Origin of the sequence: Paraclostridium dentum (genome assembly GCF_048568265.1) — a bacterium.
GTDB classification, from domain to species: domain Bacteria; phylum Bacillota; class Clostridia; order Peptostreptococcales; family Peptostreptococcaceae; genus Paraclostridium; species Paraclostridium dentum.
Genome location: NZ_CP183813.1, coordinates 1362891 through 1388627 on the forward strand (window position 1 = coordinate 1362891; position 25737 = coordinate 1388627).

The 25737-nt window shown below is 28.5% G+C and carries 16 protein-coding genes and 1 riboswitch; of the genes, 15 read left to right on the forward strand and 1 reads right to left on the reverse strand.

Going from position 1 to position 25737, the window contains the following annotated elements; all coding sequences use genetic code 11:
• Positions 1 to 379: 379 nt before the first annotated feature.
• The 7 genes from ACN6I1_RS06095 (at position 380) to ACN6I1_RS06125 (ending at position 11444) form a co-directional block, all read left to right on the forward strand.
• Complete coding sequence (locus tag ACN6I1_RS06095) at positions 380 to 4033, forward strand: bifunctional 2',3'-cyclic-nucleotide 2'-phosphodiesterase/3'-nucleotidase (RefSeq protein WP_419743111.1); 3654 nt, start codon at positions 380 to 382, stop codon at positions 4031 to 4033.
• A gap of 930 nt (positions 4034 to 4963) precedes the next feature.
• Complete coding sequence (locus ACN6I1_RS06100; RefSeq protein WP_419743112.1) at positions 4964 to 5263, forward strand: (2Fe-2S)-binding protein; 300 nt, start codon at positions 4964 to 4966, stop codon at positions 5261 to 5263.
• A gap of 171 nt (positions 5264 to 5434) precedes the next feature.
• Positions 5435 to 5848: a hypothetical protein gene (locus ACN6I1_RS06105; protein ID WP_419743113.1), complete on the forward strand. Its 414-nt coding sequence runs from the start codon at positions 5435 to 5437 to the stop codon at positions 5846 to 5848.
• 231 nt (positions 5849 to 6079) lie between these two features.
• Positions 6080 to 8674, forward strand: coding sequence for an ATP-dependent chaperone ClpB (gene clpB / locus ACN6I1_RS06110; RefSeq protein WP_025162262.1), 2595 nt, complete (start codon positions 6080 to 6082; stop codon positions 8672 to 8674).
• A 178-nt stretch (positions 8675 to 8852) separates the two neighbouring features.
• On the forward strand, positions 8853 to 9998 hold the full coding sequence (locus ACN6I1_RS06115; protein ID WP_419743114.1) for a DUF362 domain-containing protein: 1146 nt from the start codon (positions 8853 to 8855) through the stop codon (positions 9996 to 9998).
• A 19-nt stretch (positions 9999 to 10017) separates the two neighbouring features.
• Positions 10018 to 10161, forward strand: a complete 144-nt coding sequence (locus ACN6I1_RS06120) for a DUF4177 domain-containing protein (protein WP_021429391.1) — start codon at positions 10018 to 10020, stop codon at positions 10159 to 10161.
• 173 nt (positions 10162 to 10334) lie between these two features.
• Positions 10335 to 11444 (forward strand): glycoside hydrolase family 10 protein, encoded by a 1110-nt coding sequence (locus ACN6I1_RS06125; RefSeq protein WP_220796460.1) that lies wholly within the window; start codon positions 10335 to 10337, stop codon positions 11442 to 11444.
• Positions 11445 to 11517: 73 nt separating this feature from the next.
• On the opposite strand, the gene ACN6I1_RS06130 is transcribed toward ACN6I1_RS06125, so the two are convergent.
• The gene (locus ACN6I1_RS06130; RefSeq protein WP_419743115.1) at positions 11518 to 12060 is read right to left on the reverse strand and encodes a metal-dependent hydrolase; all 543 of its coding nucleotides are present in this window, start codon (positions 12058 to 12060) and stop codon (positions 11518 to 11520) included.
• A 204-nt stretch (positions 12061 to 12264) separates the two neighbouring features.
• Here ACN6I1_RS06130 and ACN6I1_RS06135 point away from each other — a divergent pair, with 204 nt between their 5' ends.
• The 8 genes from ACN6I1_RS06135 to ACN6I1_RS06170 all read left to right on the forward strand — a co-directional run bounded on the left by ACN6I1_RS06135 (position 12265) and on the right by ACN6I1_RS06170 (position 25717).
• A complete protein-coding gene (locus tag ACN6I1_RS06135; RefSeq protein WP_419743116.1) occupies positions 12265 to 13986 on the forward strand; it encodes a S41 family peptidase in 1722 nt (573 codons plus the stop codon).
• 118 nt (positions 13987 to 14104) lie between these two features.
• Positions 14105 to 14932: a DUF2971 domain-containing protein gene (locus ACN6I1_RS06140; protein ID WP_419743117.1), complete on the forward strand. Its 828-nt coding sequence runs from the start codon at positions 14105 to 14107 to the stop codon at positions 14930 to 14932.
• 94 nt (positions 14933 to 15026) lie between these two features.
• Positions 15027 to 15130: riboswitch (glycine riboswitch) on the forward strand.
• A 155-nt stretch (positions 15131 to 15285) separates the two neighbouring features.
• Positions 15286 to 16398, forward strand: a complete 1113-nt coding sequence (gene gcvT, locus ACN6I1_RS06145) for a glycine cleavage system aminomethyltransferase GcvT (RefSeq protein WP_419743118.1) — start codon at positions 15286 to 15288, stop codon at positions 16396 to 16398.
• 47 nt (positions 16399 to 16445) lie between these two features.
• Positions 16446 to 17846 (forward strand): aminomethyl-transferring glycine dehydrogenase subunit GcvPA, encoded by a 1401-nt coding sequence (gene gcvPA, locus ACN6I1_RS06150; RefSeq protein WP_419743119.1) that lies wholly within the window; start codon positions 16446 to 16448, stop codon positions 17844 to 17846.
• Positions 17847 to 19283: an aminomethyl-transferring glycine dehydrogenase subunit GcvPB gene (gene gcvPB, locus ACN6I1_RS06155; RefSeq protein ID WP_419743120.1), complete on the forward strand. Its 1437-nt coding sequence runs from the start codon at positions 17847 to 17849 to the stop codon at positions 19281 to 19283.
• Positions 19284 to 19411: 128 nt separating this feature from the next.
• Positions 19412 to 20644 carry a sodium/glutamate symporter gene (gene gltS / locus ACN6I1_RS06160; protein ID WP_419743121.1) on the forward strand — a complete coding sequence of 411 codons (1233 nt, stop codon included), beginning with the start codon at positions 19412 to 19414 and terminating at the stop codon, positions 20642 to 20644.
• A gap of 110 nt (positions 20645 to 20754) precedes the next feature.
• Positions 20755 to 21219: a pyridoxamine 5'-phosphate oxidase family protein gene (locus tag ACN6I1_RS06165; protein ID WP_419743122.1), complete on the forward strand. Its 465-nt coding sequence runs from the start codon at positions 20755 to 20757 to the stop codon at positions 21217 to 21219.
• A gap of 175 nt (positions 21220 to 21394) precedes the next feature.
• Positions 21395 to 25717 (forward strand): acyl-CoA dehydratase activase-related protein, encoded by a 4323-nt coding sequence (locus tag ACN6I1_RS06170; RefSeq protein WP_419743123.1) that lies wholly within the window; start codon positions 21395 to 21397, stop codon positions 25715 to 25717.
• The last annotated feature ends 20 nt before the right edge of the window (positions 25718 to 25737 follow it).

Below are 25737 nucleotides of genomic sequence, written 5' to 3' on the forward strand. Positions count from 1 at the left end.
TTTGGTAGTGCCTTTGGGAGTGATGGTGACTCGGTACTTGAAAAAGTATCATATTAGATATAATGAATCTACTAGATAATCTCGGTCTACTAGAGTGCAGTTAGTTTTAGTCTAAAGTCCAAAGATTAGAGTTCAAGCTAAATTGCAAACTATATTTAATAAAAGTCAAAAGAGAAATAGGATGTAATTAATATTACTCCTAAAAAAAGCACTGATTTTGAAAGCGAATGCTGTCAAATCAGTGCTTTTTCTTTTTATATGAAGTTTAAAATAATATATTTTAATTATATTAAAATAAAATTATATTGATATTTTTGTAACGATTTGATAGGATAATATTGAAATTTAAAAGAAATGTTTTTATAAAGGGGAGAAAAATATGAGTTATAAAAAGGGAGTAAAAAGATTAGCAGCAATAGCCATATCAGCAGGAGTTATAGCTCCAATTATGCAACCAACAGTTGTAGAAGCTGCAAAAAAGGGGAATTCAACTATTGATTTTCGAATAATGGCTACAACTGATTTACATGCTAATATAATGGATCATGATTATTTTACAGACAAACAAGATCCTAACATGGGATTATCAAGATTATCAACTATAATCGAAGAGTCGAAAAAAGAAGTAGATAAAGACACAAAAAACAAAAATATAAACAACTCAATATTAGTAGATAATGGAGATGTAATACAAGGTAACCCATTGTCCACAGTATATGCAATGAATGAAGAAACAAAAGTTAAACCAGGAGAGAAATACCCTGTATATGAAGCATTAGATATATTAGGTTATGATGCAACTACATTAGGAAATCATGAATTTAACTATGGACTTGATTTTTTAAAGCAAATAACAAAGAAAAATGTAATGAAAACAAATGTTGTTAATGCAAACGTTTTAGATAATAATGGAAAGCATATATTTAATCCATATAATATAATAAATGAAACGGTCATAGATTCAAATGGTAAAAAACAAAAAGTTAAAATAGGTATAACTGGAGTTGTTCCACCTCAAATACTAAATTGGGATAAGAAGAACTTACAAGGTAAAGTTAAAGTTGAAGATATGAAAACTTCAGTTGAGAAAATAACCAAAGAATTGAAAGAAAAACATAAGGTTGATATAGTAATAGCTTTAGCACATACTGGAACAGGTGAGAGCGATGAGCATATAATGAACTCTGAAAATGCTGCATATCAATTAACAAAAGTAAAAGGTTTAGATGTGGTTGTAGCAGGTCACTCGCATTCGACAACGCAAACAGAAATGAATGGAGTCCAAATTATACAGCCTGCTAACTGGGGAAAAGAGTTAGGAATAGTTGATTTAAAATTGGAACAAAAGGGAAAAACTTGGGTTGTTAATGATAAAGAAAGTAAGATATCAAGGAAAAATGTAAAAGAATTAAAGCCAGAAAATAATCCAATTATAACTGAAAATAAAGATTTGAAAGAAGCACATGAAGCTACAATAGAATTTATAAATAATCCTGTAGGAGAAACAACTAAAGAGTTAAATAGTTTCTTTTCATTAGTATCAGATAATGAAACAGTTGAATTAGTAGCACAAGCTCAAAGGTGGTATGCTAAAAATAAAATAGACCAAGGACAAGACGAGCTTAAACAATATAAAGATTTACCTATACTATCTGCAGCAGCTCCATTTAAAGCAGGAGGAAGAGAATTTAATGATGCAACTAACTATGTAGATATAAAATCGGGAGAGCTTAAAATAAAAGATTTATCAAACTTGTATTTATATGATAATACGATAAGTATATTAAAGATAAATGGAGCACAAATAAAAGAATGGCTAGAAATGGCAAGTGGTATGTACAACACAATAAATCCTACCTCAAACGAAGATCAGCAATTGTTTAATCCTGCATATAGATCATATAACTTTGATTCTATAGAAGGTCTTACTTATGAAATAGATGTAACTCAAAAAGCTAAATATGACAGCAATGGAAATACTATAAATCAAGCCTCACAAAGAATATCAAATTTAAAATACAATGGTAAAAACTTAGATCCAAATCAAGAATTTTTAGTAGTTACTAATAACTACAGAGCAAGTGGAACTTTCCCTGGAATTAAAGATGCACAAGTAGTTTACTCATCTCCTGATGAAAATAGACAAGCAATAATGGACTACATAAAAGAAACAGGAACAATAACTCCTTCAAAAGATGGTAATTGGAGAATAAAGCCAGTAAAAACTAATGCTAAAGTTCTATTTAATTCTCATAAAAATGGAGAAAATTATTTGAATGACCTACCGAGTGTGAAAAAAGTAAAAGATTTAGGAAATGAAATGGCTAAGTATGCTTATGATTTAAGTAAAGGAGAAGTTGAAAAAAATACAGTAGATGTTCAATTGTTATCGTTTAATGATTTACATGGGCAATTTGATGTAGATTCTAAATTGGGTGGAGGTATAGATAATTTATCTGCGTATCTAAAAAAATTACAAAGTGAAAATAAAAACACACTTACACTTTCAGCTGGAGATGCTGTAGGCGGAAGTCCTGCTGTTACAGCATTAAAACAAGACCAACCAACTTTAGAAATAATGAAAGGAATGAATGTAGATGTAGTAACTACGGGAAATCATGAATATGATGAAGGTACAAGCGAATTAGCTAGGATAATACAAGGAGGAACTCACTCATCAGGACTTAATTGGGAAGGATCTCAAAGCTTTAATTGGGTAACAGCTAACGTTGTAGCAAATAAAGATATGAAGTTTGGAAATAAGGAAGTAAAAAAAGGAGAGCCAATACTAAGCCCATATACTATAAAAGAATTTGATGGGGTAAAAGTAGGTGTAATAGGTATAGTAACAACAGATACTGCAAGAAAAGTTGTACCTGCAGGTATAAAAGATGTAGACTTTATAGATGAGGTGAGTGCTATAGATAAATATACTAAAGAGCTTCAACAACAAGGTGTAAAAACTATAATAGTATTATCTCATGTGCCAGCACTAACAGATAAAGATACAGGAAAACTTGTAGACTTAGAGGGTAGTAGCGATATATATGATATATCTCAAAAGGTAAATGATGAGGTTGATGTAATAATGGCAGCTGATAATCATCAGTTTGCAAACTCAGTTGTAAAAAGAGAAGGAAAAGATGATATAGTAGTAACTCAAGCGTATTCTAAATCTACTAATATAAGTGATATAGATTTAGTTATAGATAAAGAAAGTGGAGATGTGGTATCTTCAAAATCAGAAATATTACCAATAGACCCTAAAAATATATCACCAGATAAAGCTGTCACACTTATGGTTCAAAAAGCAAGGGAAGATGTTAAACCTTTACTTGAAAGAAAAGTAGGTTTCGCAGAAGAATTTATTTCAAGAAATATAGAAGGTGCAAATGGAGAATCAGAACTTGGAAGAATGATAGCAGATGCTCAACTATGGGCAGCTAAAGAAAAAGGTGAAGATGTTCAGATATCAATGATGAATATAGGTGGAGTAAGAGCCGATTTACAACAAGGTGATGTAACATATGAAGATGTGTACACAATACAACCATTTGGAAATGATTTAACAAAGCTTACATTAAGTGGGGCACAATTAAAAACAATTTTAGAAACTCAAAATATACATGATTGGGTAATTGGTATGCAACAAGGAAAATACAATAGGCCAAGAATGTTACAAGTAGAAGGATTTACATATAAATGGCATCCAGAACTTGTTAATGGTAATTGGGTTGTAAAGGTAGATAGCATAAACTTAAAAGATGAAAATAAAACACAAGTAACAGATGATATGAAGATAAATACAGTAGCTAATATATTTTTAGCACAAGGTGGAGATGGATTTAGTACGTTTAAAGAAGTAAACTATGAAGTTATTATGAGTGATTTAGAAGCTTTTGAAAAATATACTGAAGCATTTTCAAAATTAGATAATGATAATGATGGAACGACTGGATTAAACAAACCAGATATAAATAAAAATCCTAACTTAGTAAACTTAGATCAGAACTTTGATGACAAAATTGATTAATTAAAAATAAAAAAATTTAAATTAAATACATATTATTTATGAGAATGGTTAATATATAATCAGACAGTTAATTAAGGTTAATTGTCAAACCAACACTTACTAAGCAAAAGCTAGATTATATCTAACCTTTTGGTAGTGTCTTTGGGAGTGATGGTGGCTAGGTACTTAAAAAAGTATCATATTAAATATAATGAATCTACTAGAAAACCTCGGTCTACTAGAGTGCAGTTAGTTTTAGTCTAAAGTCCAAAGGTTAGAGTTCGAGCTAAATTGCAAACTATATTTAATAAAAGTCAAAAGAGGAATAGGATGTAATTAATATTACTCCTAAAAAAAGCACTGATTTTGAAAGTGAATACTATCAAATCAGTGCTTTTTAATTTGTAGAATAATAACTGCATAATAATTTTAACTTATAAAAAATAATTAAAAAGTTTTTTAAAAGATACATATTATCTATGAGAATGGTTAATATATAATCAGACAGTTAATTAAGGTTAATTGTCAAACCAACACTTACTAAGCAAAAGCTAGATTATATCTAACCTTTTGGTAGTGTCTTTGGGAGTGATGGTGGCTAGGTACTTAAAAAAGTATCATATTAAATATAATGAATCTACTAGAAAACCTCGGTCTACTAGAGTGCAGTTAGTTTTAGTCTAAAGTCCAAAGGTTAGAGTTCAAGTTAAATTGCAAACTATATTTAATAAAAGTCAAAAGAGGAATAGGATGTAATTAATATTACTCCTAAAAAAAGCACTGATTTTGAAAGTGAATACTATCAAATCAGTGCTTTTTATATTGAATAAAGAGTGAAAAAATTTAATTTCAAGAATTTTGTTTATTATCTATTAATAATGGATATATCTATATATAACACAATAATTTCTTTATATAAAAGAAAACAATTACAGATTAGGAGATATAGATATGGCATTAGAAATGGAAAAATATTTAAAAGTAAGAAAAGCTCAAGGACAAGGAGCTAGAACTGTTGATGAACTTAAAGAAATATCAGATATAGTTATTGAAAACGAAGAAGAACTTAAAGAAGTAGAAACTCTTATAAAAAATGCATGTAAATGTAAGAATGTATCAATCGAAACAATAGTAGAAACAGTAAAAAACGGAGCTGATACAGTTGAAAAAGTTGGAGAAGTAACTAAAGCAGGAACAGGATGCGGAAGATGTAAAGGAATTATATCAAACATAATAGAAAATAAAAGATAATTAATTATGATTTTATTATAGCTTTAAAAAGGGATATGTATTAATGCATATCCCTTTTTAGTTTTAAAGTTTTAGAAAAATAAATTTTAAGAATTATTTAAGATAAAAGAAAGATTACTTTAAGATTTAAATATTAAAATATATTTATAAATTAACTAAGGAGATGATTAAATGAATATTAAGATATATAAAAAATTAGCTATAGTATTAACTTTATCAATTGTTATTTTCAGTGCCACAGGATGTGAGTCATTAGGCTCTTTTAACCTTTTTCAAATATCAGATTCTAATAAAGAATATTCTATATCAAGTATACTAGAAAATGCAGCTTCAACAGTTGAAAATATTACTTCTGATGTAATTGGATTTACAAAAGATTTTATAGGAGATAAAGATTTCAGAGAAAGTGAGATAGAAAAAATTAAAGAAATACCAAATGAAATTAAAAATAATATTGATATATTTGAAAAAAATTCGGATGGTTTTGGATTAAATGAAAATAATATGATTGTTAAATGGGCTTCTGATGTATATCAAACAATTAAAGATTCAATAGGAAATTTAGTAGATAGAATAAAAATTTAAAATAGAATAAATGATAAATTTAAAGCTACACCTTAATTCATTAAGGTGTAGCTTTGTTTTGTATAAGAACATAAAAATAAAAAAATATATTGACAAAGCTAAATCATAAATATATTATATTAATAACAACTTGTTAGCACTCGACTTTATAGAGTGATAATAAAAATAAAATTAGAAATTATTACTTATAAATAATTAATATATATTATAGATAACGGAGGTATTGTGTATATGAATATAGAAAAAATGACAGTAAGAGTACAAAAAGGCTTAAATGAAGCTTTTAATATAGCGGTAAAAAATCACAACCAACAAGTGGATGCAATACATCTATTAAGTGCACTTGTAAACCAAGAAGATGGTCTTATTCCAAATATACTAGAAAAGATGAACGTGTCTGTTGATGCATTTAATAACAGTATAAATTCAGAACTTAATAAATTACCACAAATACATGGTGAAGGGATAAATTCACAAGGAGTAACAGCTACAAGAAAGATAAATGAAATTTTAATTAAAGCAGAAGAAATATCTAAAGAATTTAAAGATGCATATATAAGTGTAGAACATGTCATGATTGCAATAATGGAAGTTGAATCAAAAACAAATATAGGTAAGATATTAAAGCAATACAATATAAATAAGAATGATTTTTTAAATGTACTATCAAAAGTTAGAGGAAATCAAAGAGTAGAAAGTCAAGATCCAGAAGGAACTTATGAAGCATTAGCTAGATATGCTACAAACTTAGTAGAATTAGCTAAGAAAAACAAGTTAGATCCTGTAATAGGAAGAGATGAAGAAATAAGAAGAGTTATAAGAATATTATCAAGAAGAACTAAAAACAATCCTGTATTAATAGGAGAGCCAGGAGTTGGTAAAACAGCCATAGTAGAAGGACTAGCTGAAAGAATAGTTAGAGGCGATGTCCCTGAAGGATTAAAGGATAAAGTAATATTCTCATTAGATATGGGATCTTTAATTGCAGGGGCTAAGTATAGAGGTGAGTTTGAAGAAAGATTAAAAGCAGTTCTTAAAGAGGTTCAAGGTGCAGAAGGTAAGATAATTTTATTTATAGATGAGATACACACAATAGTTGGAGCTGGAAAAACTGATGGAGCAATGGATGCAGGAAACTTAATAAAACCTATGTTAGCTCGTGGAGAACTAAACTGTATAGGAGCAACTACTTTTGATGAGTATAGACAATATATTGAAAAAGACAAGGCTCTTGAAAGACGTTTCCAACCAGTTATGGCTGAAGAACCTAGTGTTAATGATACAATTTCAATACTTCGTGGACTTAAAGAAAGATTTGAAATTCATCATGGAATAAGAATACATGATAATGCTATAGTTGCAGCTGCAAAATTATCTGATAGATATATACAAGATAGATTTTTACCAGATAAAGCTATAGATTTAATAGACGAAGCTGGAGCTATGATTAGAAGTGAGATAGATTCTCTTCCAACAGAGCTTGATACAGTGAGAAGAAAGTTATTAACATTAGAAACAGAAAGAGAAGCATTGCTAAAAGAAAATGATGAGAAAAGTAAAGAAAGACTTGAAAAACTAGGAAAAGAGTTAGCTGAATTAAAATCTAAAAACGACGAAATGACTGCTAAGTATGAAAAAGAGAAAAGTCAAATATTAGAAATAAGAAATTTAAAAGCACAGCTTGATGAAGCTAAAGGAAATGTTGAAAAGTATGAGAGAGAGTATGACTTTAACAAAGCAGCAGAACTAAAATATGGAGTAATACCTAAATTAGAAGAACAAATAAAGGCACATGAAGAAAAAATGCAAGAAAGCTATGAAAATGCTTTATTAAAAGAAGAAGTAACAGAAAATGAAATTTCTCAAATAGTTGCTAAGTGGACAGGGATACCAGTTACTAAACTTGTAGAGGGAGAAAGAGAAAAACTATTAAAGTTAGAAGATGAACTACACAAAAGAGTAATTGGACAAGACGAAGCTGTAACTGCTGTAAGTAATGCGGTAATACGTGCTCGTGCAGGACTTAAAGATGAGAATAAGCCAATAGGTTCATTTATATTCTTAGGACCTACGGGGGTAGGTAAAACAGAGCTTGCTAAAACTCTAGCTAATAACCTATTTGATAGTGAAGACAATATTATAAGAATTGATATGTCAGAATACATGGAAAAACATGCAGTATCAAGACTTATAGGGCCTCCTCCAGGATATGTAGGATATGAGGAAGGTGGACAATTAACAGAAGCTGTAAGAAGAAATCCATATTCTGTATTATTATTTGATGAGATAGAGAAAGCACATGAAGATGTATTTAACTTATTCCTTCAAATATTAGATGATGGAAGACTTACTGACAATAAAGGCAAAACAGTAGATTTTAAAAATACTATCATAATAATGACTTCAAATATAGGTAGCTCATATTTATTAGAAGCTGGAGAAGATATTAATGATGAAGCTAAAGAATTAGTTATGAACGAAATGAAGAGAAGATTTAAGCCAGAATTCTTAAATAGAGTTGATGATATTATAATGTTTAAACCATTAGATAAAGAAGGAATAAAACAAATTATAGACATCTTTATGAAATCTTTAAGAAATAGATTACAAGATAAGAGCATAGAAATTGAAGTTACAGAAAGAGCAAAAGACATAATGGTTAAAGAAGGATATGATCCAATTTACGGAGCTAGACCATTAAAAAGATATATAAGTAATGTACTAGAAACTATGATAGCTAAAAAGTTAATAGCAGGAGAAATATATAACGGATGCACTATAGTAGTTGATGAAGAAAATGAAAATATAAATATATCTGTAAAATAGTTTAATGAAATAAAATTAAAAAGTACTACCTAAAACTTAGGTAGTACTTTTTGTGTGATTTTAAATTTTGAGTGACAAAATTGTAACGCCATATAACTTTAAATATAAACGTACCAAATTTTTTTATGCTAAAATAAAAAAAGAATGTAATTTAAATGGTTAAAAAGAGGGGATTATTATGAAATTTGTATCAATAAGGAAATGTGATGATTATAACTATGAAAATATAAAAAAATCAATAGAGAAAAACTTAGAAGATATTGGCGGAATAGAAAAATATATAAATCCAAATAGCAAAGTATTAATAAAACCAAATTTGCTTATGAAAAAGATACCAGAAGAAGCTACAACAACACATCCAACAGTAGTTAAAGTTGTATGCGAAATGCTTCTTAAATTAAATTGTGAGATAGTAATTGCTGATAGTCCAGGAGGCCCGTATACTACATCAGCTTTAAAAGGTATATACAAATCAACTGGAATGAAAGATATAGCGGATGAATTAGGTGTAACTCTAAACTATGATGTGAGTGAATTAAAAGTAGAAAATGAAAGCTCTAAAGCATTAAGATTTATGGATATAATAACTCCAATAAAAGAAGTTGATCATATAATTAATATATGTAAATTAAAGACTCATGGTATGGCTACATTTACGGGAGGAGTTAAAAATCTATATGGATCTATTGCGGGATTAAAAAAAGCAGAAATACATTATAGATTTCCAAGCGAAGAAATATTTTGTGAAGATGTATTATTAGATATATGTTCATATGTAAATCCAACACTAACTATTATGGATGGAATTGTTGGCATGGAAGGAGAAGGACCTTCTGCAGGAAGTCCGAGACATATTGGAACAACTTTAGTATCAACAAGTCCATATGCGTTAGATTCAATAGCTTGCAAACTTATAAATTTAGATATAAACAAGGTTCCAACTGTAAGAGGAAGTATAAAAAGAGGATACATAAAGAACGATTTAAGCGATGTTAAAGCAATAGGTGATGATATAAGTCAATTTGTTGTAAAGGATTTTAAAATACCAAAAACAAGCAAAGATTTTAGGTTATTATCATCGACTTTACCTAAGTTTATACATGAACCTCTTACGAAATTATTAACTCCAAAACCAGTTGTTTCTTACAATAAGTGCGTGAAATGTAAAAAGTGTATAGAGGCATGTCCAGCAAAGGTTATAAGTTTAGATTCAAAAATAGAAATAGATTTAAGTAAATGTATAAGATGTTTTTGCTGCCATGAACTATGTCCTAAAAAAGCTATAGATATAAAACGAAGCATAGTATTTAAGTTAATAAAATAATAATAATTGGAGAGTAAATATGAAAAAATTTGAATATCAAGTATTAACACTTGAAGGATTAGATATAGAAGATGAACTAAATAAATACGGGCAAGAAGGTTGGGAATTAGTAGCAATAGACCAACGTGGAAGACAGTATTTAAAGAGAGAGATAAATATATAAGTATAAAAGGCTAGTTGAAATAAATTTATTTATTTTGAACTAGCTTTTTAGCTGAAGTTTAAAATAACACATACTTTTAAAAATAGTGTTTAACAAAATTCTACCGAAATACATATAATAAAAAGTGTCAGTGTAATTTAAATGCACAAAATTTATTTTAGGGGGAGTGTTTCATGAGGGTAGACTGCAAACTATATGAGTTTAGGGGTGTATGGGTAGCAACAGTATATGATATAGATTGGCCCAAGACAAAAAATGATGCTGAAGCACAAAAGAAAGAATTCATACAGTTATTAGATAAATTGCAAAGTCTAAATTTTAATGTAGTTATGGTTCAAATTAGACCTACATCAGATGCTTTTTACAAATCAAAAATCAATCCATGGTCATCATATCTTACAGGAACACAAGGAAAAGATCCAGGGTATGACCCACTTCAATTTATGTTAGATGAAACACATAAAAGAAATATGAAGTTTTATGGATGGCTAAATCCATATAGAGTAACTACTAAAGGAACTGATTTAAGTGTATTAGCAGATAATAATCCAGCAAAATTAAATCCTGACTGGGTTTTGGAATTTAAAGATGCACTTTCATACAATCCTGAAGATAGAGAGGTAATAAACTATTTAGCAACTACAGTTTTTGAAATAGTTTCTAATTATGATGTAGACGGAATAATATTTGATGAATATTTCTATCCAGAAGGTTATCCTATGCCAAAATGTGAGTGTAAATGGATATGTAAATGTGGATGCTGGGAATGTGTAAATGTTGGAGATTACAGAAGATCAGCTATAAATTATTTAATAAAAACTATATATAAAGTTATAAAAGCTACGAATCCAAAAGTTCAGTTTGGAATAAGTCCTTTCCCAGTATGGAAAAATAAGAGTAGTGACATAAATGGATCTAATACAAATGCACAAGAAGGTTATTATGCTTTATATTCAGATCCTTTAACTTGGATACAAGAAGGAACTGTAGATTTCATAGCACCACAAATATATTGGGCAACTAACGACAAAAAAAATCCGTATGAAACACTAGTAAGATGGTGGTCAAACGTAGTGGAAGGCACAAATGTAAAACTATATATTGCACAAAGTATAAATAAGGCAGAAACAGCTAAAGAGTTAGATAAACAAATTGCTATAAATAGAGAGTACCCAGAGGTTAAAGGAAATATATTGTTTAGTTATAGAGATATAGCTAGTAATAATGAAGGTATAGTTCAACAATTAGAAAAGGCATATTCAGAAAAGGCATGTATCTTATAAAAAATAGCCCTTATAATAAGATTTATTTAAACAATAGAAATATATGTTTAAAAAAACTATTATAAGGGGTTTTTTATGCTAAATATTTAATTAAATTAAAAATATACATTACAATTAAAATATTTGTAAGTAAACTCAAAAAAGAGTTAAGAGAAAGCTCAGCATTAGAACCAACCTTTATTACAGGCGCTAAAGGTAACCTGTATTTTTTACAAGATGGATAAAGAAGACAAACTCCACTAGAGTTGAACATATCCAAAAGTATATGAGATATGCAACCTAATATAAAACCATAAAATATTATAGATATATATACATCTAAAAATACAAAGATGTAAGGATAGAATAATTTAAATAAAATATTTATTAACAATGATAAAAAAATTAAAAAGTATATAAATAAGGCACTGTGAGTAAAGCCTCTGTGGTGAAGCTTATTATTAATTATTTTAGATAAAATATGAAACTTTTTTCCTAAGTAGGATTGTGGACAGTCTATGTCAGGAAAAATAGAACCTAATTTTAAGAAGTAAATATATAATAACAGGAAAATAGAAATTTCTATTAAATTGAAATTGGAAATTATGTAATTATAAAATGGACCTAAAAATAACATGCCTAAAAATATACCGCCATTGATATGAGTGTCATATTTAATTTAAATCACCTCCTATAGATTATATTCAAAATATAGAAATATTTTCATCAAATTATTCTGAAAAATTACGGAAAAGTTACGTTGAAAGTGTATATGTAGAAAAATGTAATATATGATGCTAATATTTAGGTATTAATAAGTGGTAAAATATGGGAGGATGAGATGAAAAAGTGGATTAAAAACAACTTATGGATATGGAGGTTACTTGTTGTAATAATTGTACTAGTAATAGTAAATGGAACTAAAAGAAACTCAGACAAAGAATTTGACAGTGGAAGCAATATAAAAATTGAAAAATTAAATACAAATCAGATTGATAATTTAAAAAAATTATGTAAAGTATGGGGTGTTGTAAAGTACTATCATCCTGAGGTTGTAGCTGGGAATGTAAACTTTGATTATGAACTATTTAGAGTTATGCCAGATACGTTAAATGCAAAAAATTCGCAAGAAGCTAATAAAGTAATATATACGTGGGTTAAGAACATAGGAGATGTAGAAGAAAATTCTAGTGGTAAAAATGCTGAAAACAAAAAAATAGCTCTTGAAAGAGATTTAAGTTGGATAAAAAATACTAATTATCTAGATAAAGATTTAAGTCAATTACTAGTTAAGATTTCAAACTCTAACATTTCAAAAAGAAACAAAGCTTATACTACGTTTGATAAAGAGGTAGGACTTTCTAACTTTGAAAATGAAAACCTATATGAAGAAATGGACTATGATGACGATGGTTACAAATTGCTTGCTTTGTTTAGATATTGGAATATAATAGAATACTATTATCCATATACAGATATAATAGAAGAAAATTGGGATGAAGTATTAACTACATTTATACCTAAGTTTGTAAATACTAAAAGTGAGTTAGATTATAAATTAGCAATTTCAGAACTTACAACAAAAATACATGATCCACACGCAGCGGTATATGATATAAATGAAACTTTAACTAAATACTGGGGAAATAAATATGCTCCTATAGAATTTGATTTAGTTGAAGACAGTATTGTAATTAAAAAAATATTTCCTAAATACAAGAATAAATGCGAATTGAAGCCAGGAGATATAGTATTAGAAATAAATGATAAAGACATATTTGAAGTTATAAAAGAAAAATCTAAATATAGATCTCTTTCAAGAAAAGAAGCTATTGTAAATTGCTTACAAGGATATTTATTTAGAACTTCAAATGATAATATTAAGCTAAAACTAAAAAGAGATGGGAAAGACATAATTAAAAATGTTAAGTGTTATAATGATCAATCAATGTTTGATATAAAAGAGCCATCACACAAGCTTTTAGATGGAAATATAGGATATATTAACCCAGGACAATTATCGAAAAATGAAATAGATAAAATAATGAACAAATTTATGAATACAGAAGGTATTATAGTAGATTTAAGAGAATATCCATCTGAATTTATTGTTTATGATTTAGGTAAAATGATTATTTCAAAACCAACAATTTTTTCAAAAATATCTGTACCTAGTCAATCAGTTCCAGGGGAATTTATATTTGAAAAAGATCAAATTGTTAACCCAGATGATAAAAAGCATTATAAAGGAAAAGTAATGATATTAATGAATGAAAGAAGTCAAAGTCAATCTGAGTTTACTGTAATGGCACTAAAAAAAGGAACTAATGCTAAAGTAATAGGAAGTAACTCTATTGGTACCGATGGAAATGTAACAGAGGTTTATTTGCCAGGAGGTGTAACAACTTTAATAACTGGACTAGGAGTTTATAACCCAGATGGCTCACAAACTCAAAGAATAGGTCTTAAACCAGATATTTACATAAAGCCAACTATAGATGGAATAAAAGAGGGAAGAGATGAACTTTCAGAAAAAGCTATAGAAGTTATAAAAAGTAAATAAAAAACAAATATAAGGCTAGAAAATTTTCTAGCCTTATATTTATTTAAATATGTGCACATAATTATTAGTATATAGAATGAAATAATAAATAATTATTAAATCAAGGAAAGACAAATATATGAAAATGAAATGGGAAGAAAAATTTATCGAACTATATACTAAAGGGAAAGTGCAAGAAGCTAAAGATTTAAAAAATATACATGTTCCAAGTAAGTTATACAAATACCAAAAAATAGATGAAAATAGACTGAAAAATTTAGAAGATGGAAAGCTATACTTTTCAAATAGGGAGCACTTAAATGATCCCTTTGACTTACTACCAGTACATTATAATGAAGATGAGATAATACAGTTCTTAAAAGGAGAAGATTGTCCAGCAAATAACTTATCAAAATCAGAAATAATAAGTAAGATAGATAAAGTTTTAAATAGTTTTAGTGATCATATAAAAATACTATCTCTAAGTACTAGCATATATAACATACCTCTATGGACTCATTATGGAGATAACCATAGAGGTATGTGTATTGAATATGATATAGATAACTTAGATAGAAATAGTGATTTTTATGATTGCTTGCTAAAAGTAAGTTATATAGATAAAAAAGTAGAAATAACTGAAGTCTTAAAAAATACTTTATCTAATCTAATAAATAATGATGAGTTAAAAGTAGATTCTATGTTTTTATTATATTTCACATTGACAATGAAACACAAAAGCTGGCAATATGAAAATGAATGGAGAATTATATTAAAAAGTAATAGTGGGGAATGTGGGATAGAAAAAAGTCTAATGAAAGTAAAAGCTATTTACTTAGGAAAAGATTGTAGCAAAGAAAATATAGAAAGAGTTATAGAAATTTCTAAAAAATTAAATTGTAAAGTTTATAAGATGGAATATTCTAAAGGGATTGATTTTAGATTGATACCACAGAAGATATATTAAATTAAATAAATTTAAATTTGATTAGTTAATAAAATTTGTTGACAATTAATAAATTAAGATACTACAATTTAAATATAAAAATTAAATAAACCAGGTGATGTTAGCGAGAGATACTTTTTAAATAAAGAGCCGACGGAGAAATTTGAATAACTTCCAATTTTCAAAGAAACTTTCAGGCAAAGGAATCGTTAACTGATGGATCTCTGGAAAGCCCTTAATTGTAAGGCGCCGAAGAAGAAATGATACTATAAGTATTAAAACTTTCAGGTACAAGAAACAGAGGATATAGGAATATTATTTATTTCTATATCCTCTTTTTAATTTTCTAAAAATATATTAAGGAGAAGTTTGATATGGAAAATTTAAAAAAAACGTATCTACTGAGTGCACACGAAGCTTTAGGCGCAAAGATGATAGACTTTGCGGGATGGTATATGCCACTAGAATATGAAGGCTTAATAAAAGAACATGAATCTGTAAGAAATTATGCTGGATTATTTGATGTATCTCATATGGGAGAAATTATTATAAAAGGTGCGCAAGCAAAGTCTTACTTACAAAACTTACTTACAAATGACATAGAAATATTAGAAGATAATCAAGCTATATATACGTTTATGTGCTATCCTAACGGAGGTGTAGTTGATGATTTATTAGTTTATAGATTCGATGAAAATAATTTTTATTTAGTAATAAATGCTAGTAATATAGAAAAAGATTTTAAGTGGATGAATGAAAACAAACAAGATTATGATATAGAAATAGAAAACATCTCTAGTGAAATTTCAGAACTTGCAATTCAAGGACCTTTATCTCAAAGAGTACTTCAAGAAATATGCGATGAAAATTTAGATGAAATTAAATCATTTTACTTCAATAAAAATATAAAAGTTGACCAAACATCAGTTCTAATATCTAGAACTGGATATACAGGCGAAGACGGATTTGAAATATATTGCAAAAATGAAGATGTAGAAAAAATATGGAACAAATTATTGGAAGTAGGTGAAAAATATAAACTTAAACCTTGTGGATTGGGTTGCAGAGATACATTAAGATTTGAGGCTGGATTACCCCTTTATGGAAATGAATTAAGTGAAGCTATAACGCCACTAGAAGCTGGTTTTTCATTCTTTGTAAAGTTAGATAAAGGTAATTTTATAGGAAAAAATGAATTAAAAATGCAAAAAGAAAAAGGTTTAAATAGAAAGCTTATTGGATTTGAACTTACAGGTAAAGGTATAGCAAGACAAGGGTATGAGGTTATGGCTTATGAGAATGTAATAGGATATGTAACAACTGGATATAAATCTCCAACTTTGAATAAAAGTATAGGATTTGCTCTTATAGATGCTAATTATTCAGAAATTGGAAGAGATGTAGATATATGTATTAGAAAGAAAAAAGTAAAAGCAAAAATTATTAACAAAAGATTTTACAAAAAACCAACAGAGATTCATGCTTAAAAATAGATATTAAAAACTGAATATAAAACTATTATGGAGGTTGGGTTATGTTTAAATATATACCGATTACAGATGAGGATAAAGAAAAGATGCTAAGTGAAATAGGAGTAGAATCAGTAGATGAGTTATTTAGTGATATTCCTAATGAATTAAAGCTTAATAGAGATCTAAATTTAGAAACTTCCAAAAGTGAAATAGAAGTATTAAAAAAAATAAAATCTATAGCTAAAGAAAATAATAGCATAGATAACTTGACTTGTTTTCTAGGAGCAGGAGCATATGATCACTATATACCATCTGTAATTAAACATATTACATCAAGATCAGAATTTTATACAGCATATACACCATATCAGGGAGAAATAAGTCAAGGGACATTACAAACTATATTTGAATTTCAATCAATGATTTCTGAACTTACAGGAATGGATATAGCTAATGCATCTATGTATGATGGAGCTACTGCAAGTGTAGAAGCTTGTGTAATGGCACTAAATAGTGGGAAAAATAAAAATAAAATACTAGTAGCAAAATCTATAAATCCTGAGATTATGGAAGTTATAAAAACATATATGAAATTCAAAGATATTGAAGTTATAGAAATCGATTATGATAGAAAAACAGGAAGAGTTGATGTAGATAGTTTAAAAGCAAATATAGATAAAGAAAGTGCTTGTATGTTAGTTCAAAGTCCCAACTTTTTTGGAATTATTGAAGAAATGGAAGAAATAGAGTCTATTACTCATCAAAACAAAGCAATGCTTATTATGAATGTCAATCCAATAACTTTAGGAGTTTTAAAATCACCAGGAGAGTTAGGTGCGGACATCGCTGTAGGAGAAGCTCAACCATTAGGAAACTCTTTAAATTTTGGAGGGCCATTTGTAGGGTTTATGAGTACAAAATCTAAAAATATAAGAAAACTTCCAGGAAGAATAGTAGGAGAAACTATTGACTCAAGAGGACAAAGAGCATATGTTCTAACACTTCAGGCAAGAGAACAGCACATAAGAAGAGAAAAAGCTACGTCTAATATTTGCTCAAATCAAGCTTTGAATGCCCTTTCAGCTACGATATATATGGCTACAATGGGATATAAGGGATTAAAAGAGGTAGCAAATCAGTGTATTCAAAAATCACATTATGCTTGTAATGAATTAGCAAAAACTGGAGAGTATGAAAAGGTGTTTACAGGAGAGTTTTTTAATGAATTTACAGTTAAATCTAAATATCACAACGTAGATAGTATTAACGAAAATTTATTAAAAGAAAACATAATTGGTGGATTTAATTTAGAAAATAAATTTAAAGAACTTAATAACTGTTCGTTATATTGTGTTACAGAAAAAAGAAGCAAGGATGAAATTGATAATTTAGTTAATGTTATATCTAGTATGGGCTTTAAAGATAGTAAAGAAAAAATTATTGATACTATGGGGGCTATATAAATGAAAGATTATAATAAATTATTAATAGAAATTTCAAAAGAAGGAAGATTTGCATATTCACTTCCTCCTATAGATATAGATGAGGATGAAAATTTAATTCCTGATAATTTAAAAAGAACTATAAATCCGAAGTTGCCTATGGTAAGTGAAGTAGATGTTGTTAGACACTTTACACTTTTATCAAATAAGAACTTTGGAGTTGATACAGGATTCTATCCACTAGGGTCTTGTACTATGAAATACAATCCCAAATTAAATGAAGACATAGCATCAATAGAAGAATTTACTAATATACATCCTTATCAAAATGAAAAGACAGTTCAAGGTTCACTTCATATAATGTATGATTTTTCAAATATGTTAAAAGAAATAACAGGAATGGATGAAATAACATTACAACCATCTGCAGGCTCTCATGGAGAGTTAACAGGCTTGATGCTTATAAAAGCATATCATGAAAATAGAGGCGATTTTAAAAGAAATAAGATAATAGTTCCAGATTCAGCGCATGGAACAAATCCAGCGAGTGCAAATCTATGTGGATGTAATATAGTGCAAATAAAATCCGATAAAAATGGATGTGTGGATATTGAGGCTTTAAAAGAAGTGCTAGATGATACTGTTTGTGCTTTGATGCTTACAAATCCAAGTACATTGGGTATATTTGAAAAAAATATAACTAAAATTGCAGATTTAGTACATGAAGTAGGTGGACTATTGTATTATGATGGCGCAAATATGAATGCTATTATGGGAATTAGTAGGCCTTCGGATATGGGATTTGATGTTGTTCATCTAAATCTTCATAAAACTTTCTCAACTCCACATGGAGGAGGAGGACCAGGTAGCGGTCCAGTTGGAGTTAAAAAGGAATTAATCCCATTTTTACCAGTTCCAATAATCGAAAAGCATGAAAATAGATATTCATTGAATTATAATAAAGAGAATTCTATAGGGAAAATAAAAAATTTCTATGGGAACTTTGGAGTTATACTAAAGGCATATTCATATATTTTGACTATGGGTTCAGATGGGTTGAAACTAGCAAGTGAAATGGCTGTACTAAATGCAAACTACTTAAAAGAAAGACTTAAAAAGTACTATACATTACCTTTTGACACTGTATGTAAGCACGAATTTGTATTAAGTGGAAAAAAACTTGGAGAAGTAACTACTATGGATGTTGCAAAAAGACTTTTAGACTATGGATATCATCCTCCAACAGTGTATTTTCCATTAATTGTAGATAGTGCAATAATGATAGAGCCAACTGAAACAGAAAGCTTAGAAACTTTGGATAGTTTTATAGATGCAATGATAAAAATATCAGAAGAAATAAAAGATAATCCGGAGATATTGATAAGTTCTCCTCATAATACACCAGTAGGTCGATTAGACGAAACTAGAGCAGCTAAAAAACAAATTTTAAAATGGTAAATAAAAATGAGGTGCTTATTTATAGGCATCTCATTTTTATTTACCATTTTAAAATATCTAAATAAGGCATATAGATTTAGTCAATTGAATAGTAATTTATTAATGTTATATAAATTAGGGGGGATTTCATGGAATTTGAAATTACAAAGGAAATTTTCACTGTGAATTTGGACATGATAGCAACTCTAGCACTAGCTACATTACTTTTGCTTTTAGGAAATTACTTAAGAAAAAAGATTAGTTTTTTAGACAAATTTTGCATACCAGGGCCAGTTATAGGAGGTCTTTTATTTGCAATTATAATATTTATTTCAAAGACTGTAAATTTATTTAACTTAGAGATGGATACAACTTTACAATCACCGTTTATGATAGCTTTTTTTACCACGATAGGATTAGGAGCTAGCTTTTCTCTTATAAAAAAGGGTGGAAAGTTATTAATAATTTATTGGATATTGTGTGGAGGACTTGCTATATTTCAAAATGTAATAGGTGTTATAGGGGCAAAGCTAACAAATATAAACCCTCTTATAGGTATTATGTGTGGAGCTGTTTCTATGGAAGGTGGTCATGCAAATGCGGCTTCCTTTGGGGCAACTATAGAAGGGTTAGGTGTAAATGGTGCGGTTACAATAGGGATGGCAGCAGCTACATTTGGTGTTATTTTTGGAGGAATTATAGGAGGGCCAGTTTCTAGATACTTAATAGATAAGTACAATTTAAAACCATTAGTAGAAGAATATGATAAAAATATATCAGTAGAAGAAACGGCAGGAATAAAATTAAGTGACTCATTCAATTCAAGTACTATGATAACTCAAATTGCAGTTATAGCATCTTGCATGACTATTGGAAATTTATTTGGGTCATGGTTTTCAAATGCTACAGGTGTAGTACTTCCAGGATATGTAGGTGCAATGTTTGTTGCAGTTTTATTTAGAAATTTAAACGACAAGATAAATATTGTGAAAATAGATTTATATTCAGTTGATATAATAAGCAATGTTTGTTTAGGAATATTTTTAACAATGGCACTTATGAGTATCAAATTATGGGAATTAGCAGGACTTGCAGGACCGATGATAGTAATAGTTCTTGCACAAGTTATATTTATAGCATTATATGGAATATTTATTGGATTTAGATTATTAGGAAAGGATTTTGATGCGGCAGTTATGGTTTCAGGTATGTTAGGTCATGGACTTGGAGCAACTCCAAATGCATTAGCTAATATAAATTCTGTTACTTCTAAGTATGGAAATTCAACAAAGGCTTTTTTAATAGTACCTTTAGTTGGAGCATTTTTAGTAGATTTAGTGGGAATACCTACAATTGTAACTTTTATAAACTTTTTTAGTTAACTATCCAAAGTAAAAAATATAATTTGGTAATAAATAGGGTGGATAAATATTCACAAAGAATATTATAAGTGCTACAATTTACTAAACTGTATAAAAGGAGACTTGTAGATATGTTTAAGCAAATGAGAAGAAAAGAAAGACAAATTGAAATTGTAGAGGCTGAAGAAATTTTAAAAAATGGAGAGTATGGGGTTTTATCTACAAATGGAGAAAATGGATACTCATATGGTACACCACTAAGCTATGTATATTTTAATAACTCAGTATATTTTCATTGTGCATTAGAAGGACAAAAGCTAGAAAACATTAATTATAATAACAAAGTTTCATTTTGTGTAGTAGGCAAAACTTGTATAATTCCAGAAAAGTTTAGCACAAAATATGAAAGTACTATTTTATTTGGAGAAGCTAATGAAATTTTTGGAGAAGAAAAAAATGAAGCTTTAATAGAGATATTAAAAAAATACTCTCCTGATTTTATAGATAAAGGCAAATTGTACATAAAAAATGCTGGAGACAAAACTAAAGTAATAAAGATAAACATTAATAAAACCTCAGGCAAAGCTATTGTATAAATTTAAATAAAAAAGAAGTTATTTCTAATAACTTCTTTTTTATTTAAATTGAATAGAAGGTGTTTAAAATTACATCTTTTGTGGTAAATATTACAAGGAACAATAATTATTCTTAAATTTCAATTCTAAAATATAAAAACAATCAAAATACAACTAGAATAATGAGGTGATGTGTATGAAGGAAACTTTTCATATAGGAATTGATGTTGGATCAACTACTGTAAAATTAGTAGTATTAGATAAGCACAACAATATTGTATTTAAAAAATACAAAAGACATTTATCTGATATAAAAAACGCTGTAATAAAAATTCTAGAAGACACTTATAGAAGTATAGGAGATAGTTGCGTTTCTGTAGTTATAACTGGTTCGGGAGGAATGAATTTAGCAAATAACTTAGGTGTAGACTTTGTACAAGAGGTAATAGCAAGCACTAAAGCCGTGGAAGTTTATAATGCAGATACTGACGTAGTTATAGAATTAGGTGGAGAAGATGCAAAGATAGTCTATTTAACTAATGGAATAGAACAAAGAATGAATGGAATTTGCGCAGGAGGAACTGGTTCTTTTATAGATCAAATGGCATCTTTATTAAAGACTGATGCTAGCGGGTTAAATGAACTAGCAAAAGATTATAAAAATATATATAGTATAGCCGCCAGATGTGGAGTATTTGCCAAAACAGATATTCAGCCATTGATAAATGAGGGTGCAAGAAAAGAAGATATAGCAATGAGTATTTTTCATGCAGTAGCAGTACAAACTATAAGTGTTTTAGCCTGTGGAAGAAAAATACAGGGAAAAGTTGCTTTTCTAGGAGGACCGCTATACTTTTTATCCCAACTAAGACAAGCATTTATAGATATGCTAAACTTAGACGAACACGATATTATATTTCCTAAAGATGCTCAACTGTACATAGCTATAGGAGCAGCTCTTTCATATACAAATAATAAAACATTTATGATAAGTGACTTATTATTAAACTTAAAGAACTCAAAAGAAGCTCAAAATACCAATCAAAGTAAATTAAAGCCTTTATTTAAAAACGAAGAAGAATATGAAAAATTCAAAGAAAGACATAGTATGAATATAGTCACTACAAAAGAGTTATCAAATTACTCTGGAGATTGCTTCCTAGGTATTGATGCAGGGTCTACAACAACTAAGGTAGCTCTAATTGATGATGATGGTAATTTATTATATTCCGCATATAAAAGCAATGAAGGAAGCCCTTTAAATTCTACAATAGATATTTTAAATGATATATATATAAACTTACCAAATACAGCTAAAATAGTGAATTCAGCAGTTACAGGATATGGAGAAGCTTTACTAAAACAAGCGTTAAAGATAGATATAGGAGAAATAGAAACGGTAGCGCATTATAAGGGAGCTAAGTTTTTCTCTCCAAATGTAGATTTTATACTTGATATAGGCGGGCAAGATATGAAATGTCTAAAGATAAATAATGGAGTTATCGAAACTATAATATTAAATGAAGCTTGTTCTTCGGGGTGTGGGTCGTTTTTAGAAACTTTTGCGAAATCATTAGAACTTGATATAAAAGAATTTTCTAAAAAAGCTCTATACTCTGAAAATCCAGTTGATTTAGGATCTAGATGTACTGTATTTATGAACTCAAGAGTAAAACAAGCTCAAAAGGAAGGCAATTCGGTAAGTGATATAAGTGCTGGATTATCATATTCAGTTATAAAAAATGCATTATATAAAGTTATAAAAGTAAAATCTAAAGAAGATATTGGACAACACCCTGTTGTTCAAGGAGGAACTTTTTATAACGATGCTGTATTAAGAGTATTTGAAATATTAACGGAACGAGAAGTTGTAAGACCTAATATTGCAGGAATAATGGGTGCATTTGGAGCTAGTATAATTGCAAAAGAAAAATATAAAAAAGGGTACACTACACTATTGTTAGATAGAGACAATATAAATAATATAAAGCTAAGAACTATTACTGCAAGATGTGGAAAATGTTCTAATAATTGTTTACTTACTATAAATAATTTTGGAAATGGAGAAAAGTTTATTTCAGGAAATAGATGTGAAAAAGGATCAGGATTAGAGGTTAATGAAAACAAACATATAAATCTATTTGAATATAAATATAAAAAAATATTTGACTATAAAAGCTTAGAATCTAAAGATGCAAAGCGAAAAACTATTGGTATACCTAGGGTTTTAAATATGTATGAGAATTATCCTTTCTGGCACACTATATTTACAAACTTAGGATTTAGTGTTGTTTTATCAGAAAAATCGTCTAAACAAATTTATGAAAAAGGCATGGATTCAATTGTTTCTGAATCAGTTTGTTATCCAGCAAAACTAGTTCATGGTCATATAAATGATTTAATTGAAAAAGGAGTTAAAACAATTTTTTATCCATGTATAAGACATGAACATAAAGAGTTTGAAAATATAGATAATCATTTTAATTGCCCTGTTGTAATGTCATACTCAGAAGTTATAAAAAATAATATTAGTGAAATACGAGATAAAAATATTATTTTTATTAATCCATTTTTACCAATGAATAATAAAAAAGCATTAAAGAAAAGTCTTTTTGAAGAGTTAAATAAAATTAAACTATATGATAAAGATTTTATAGAAATAAGTAAAGATGAAATAAGTAAAAGTGTAGATCTAGGTTTTAAAGAATATGAAAAATTTAAAAAAGACATACAGAATATGGGTGAAAAAGCATTACGATTAATAGAAAAAAACAATATGAAGGGTATTGTTTTAGCAGGAAGACCGTATCATATTGACCCAGAAATAAATCATGGGATACCAGAACTTATAAATTCTTTAGATATGGCAGTCCTAACAGAGGATAGTATATGCCATTTAGGCAAAATAGATAAATCTTTAAGAGTTGTAGATCAATGGGCATATCATTCAAGATTATATAGAGCTGCAAAATATGTTAGTCATTCAAAAAATTTAGAACTTGTTCAGTTAAATTCTTTTGGTTGTGGTCTTGATTCAGTTACAACTGATCAAGTTCAAGAACTTTTAAATAGTGAGGGTAGAATATACACTTGTATAAAAATTGATGAAGGAAATAATTTAGGAGCTGCTAAAATAAGATTAAGATCATTAAAAGCAGCTATAGAAGAAAGAGATAAAAATAATATAGAAATTATAAAAGTTGAAAAAAAATATAAAAAAGGAAGCTTAGTTAAAGCTATAAAAGAAGATTATAATATTTTAGTTCCTCAAATGTCACCTATACACTTTGATTTAGTAGAACATGGAGTAAGATCATGTGGATATAATATGGTATTATTAAAAGATTATGAAGGTGCTGTAGAAGAAGGAGTGAAATACGTTAATAATGATGCTTGCTATCCAGCGATTATTGTAGTAGGGCAAATTATTAAAGCATTAAAAAGTGGAAAGTATGATTTAAGTAAGACTGCGGTGGCAATAACTCAAACTGGAGGGGTTTGTAGAGCTACTAACTACATTGGTTTCTTAAGAAAAGCTTTAAGTGATGCAGGATATGAAGATGTACCTGTATTATCTTTATCTATAAATGGAGAAGAAAAGAGTAATTTATATAGTGCTTTCTCATTAAGCTTAGTAAATAAAGTTTTAATGGGCGCCATATATGGAGACTTACTTATGAAAGTTTTATATAGAGTTAGACCATATGAAAAAGTAAAGGGAAGTGCTAATAAACTACATGAAAAATACATAAGGATTTGTAAAAAGAGTTTAGAAAGCGGAAGCTTTATTGAATTTAAAGAAAACATATATAATATAGTAAGAGATTTTGATAATTTACCGATAGTACAAGTAGAAAAACCTAAAGTTGGATTAGTTGGAGAGATCTTAGTTAAATTCCATCCATTGGCAAATAATAACATTGTAGATGTATTAGAAACTGAAGGAGCTGAGGTAGTTGTTCCAGAACTTATGAATTTCTTTTTAAGTTGTTGCTTTAACACATATTATAAGGCTGATAACCATTTAGATAAAAAATATAAAAAACTAGGTGGTAAATTTGGTATAGGTGCAATTGAAAAATACCAAAAGCATTATATGAATGCTTTGGAAAGTAGTAAGAGATTTAGTAAGACAAAAGATATTAAAACTCTAGGAAGTATAGCATCTAATGTAATTTCTCTTGGAAATCAAGCTGGGGAAGGCTGGCTTTTAACAGCTGAAATGATGGAACTTATCGAAAGTGGTGTGAAAAATATTATCTGCATGCAACCTTTTGCTTGCTTACCTAATCACATAACTGGAAAAGGAGTAATTAAGGAGTTAAAAAGAATTTACGATGATTCCAATATTGTTCCAATAGACTATGATCCAGGGGCTAGCGAAGTCAATCAGTTAAATAGAATAAAACTGATGCTTTCAACATCATTTAAAAATTTAGAATGTAATAATATCAAAATTGAAACTTTAAAACCTGAAAGTATAGAGTCTGAAAATACAGAAAAAGAAGTATTAGCTTAATAAAAATAAGTAGTTACGGA

Excerpts from the sequence above, each read along its gene's own strand:
- gcvT (WP_419743118.1), top strand. The coding sequence starts at position 15,286 with ATGGAAAATTTAAAAAAAACGTATCTACTGAGTGCACACGAAGCTTTA.
- gltS (WP_419743121.1), top strand. The coding sequence starts at position 19,412 with ATGGAATTTGAAATTACAAAGGAAATTTTCACTGTGAATTTGGACATG.
- ACN6I1_RS06115 (WP_419743114.1), top strand. The coding sequence starts at position 8,853 with ATGAAATTTGTATCAATAAGGAAATGTGATGATTATAACTATGAAAAT.
- gcvPA (WP_419743119.1), top strand. The coding sequence starts at position 16,446 with ATGTTTAAATATATACCGATTACAGATGAGGATAAAGAAAAGATGCTA.
- ACN6I1_RS06135 (WP_419743116.1), top strand. The coding sequence starts at position 12,265 with ATGAAAAAGTGGATTAAAAACAACTTATGGATATGGAGGTTACTTGTT.
- ACN6I1_RS06125 (WP_220796460.1), top strand. The coding sequence starts at position 10,335 with ATGAGGGTAGACTGCAAACTATATGAGTTTAGGGGTGTATGGGTAGCA.
- ACN6I1_RS06130 (WP_419743115.1), bottom strand. The coding sequence starts at position 12,060 with ATGTTATTTTTAGGTCCATTTTATAATTACATAATTTCCAATTTCAAT.
- ACN6I1_RS06095 (WP_419743111.1), top strand. The coding sequence starts at position 380 with ATGAGTTATAAAAAGGGAGTAAAAAGATTAGCAGCAATAGCCATATCA.
- gcvPB (WP_419743120.1), top strand. The coding sequence starts at position 17,847 with ATGAAAGATTATAATAAATTATTAATAGAAATTTCAAAAGAAGGAAGA.
- ACN6I1_RS06120 (WP_021429391.1), top strand. The coding sequence starts at position 10,018 with ATGAAAAAATTTGAATATCAAGTATTAACACTTGAAGGATTAGATATA.
- ACN6I1_RS06170 (WP_419743123.1), top strand. The coding sequence starts at position 21,395 with ATGAAGGAAACTTTTCATATAGGAATTGATGTTGGATCAACTACTGTA.
- clpB (WP_025162262.1), top strand. The coding sequence starts at position 6,080 with ATGAATATAGAAAAAATGACAGTAAGAGTACAAAAAGGCTTAAATGAA.
- ACN6I1_RS06140 (WP_419743117.1), top strand. The coding sequence starts at position 14,105 with ATGAAAATGAAATGGGAAGAAAAATTTATCGAACTATATACTAAAGGG.
- ACN6I1_RS06100 (WP_419743112.1), top strand. The coding sequence starts at position 4,964 with ATGGCATTAGAAATGGAAAAATATTTAAAAGTAAGAAAAGCTCAAGGA.
- ACN6I1_RS06105 (WP_419743113.1), top strand. The coding sequence starts at position 5,435 with ATGAATATTAAGATATATAAAAAATTAGCTATAGTATTAACTTTATCA.
- ACN6I1_RS06165 (WP_419743122.1), top strand. The coding sequence starts at position 20,755 with ATGTTTAAGCAAATGAGAAGAAAAGAAAGACAAATTGAAATTGTAGAG.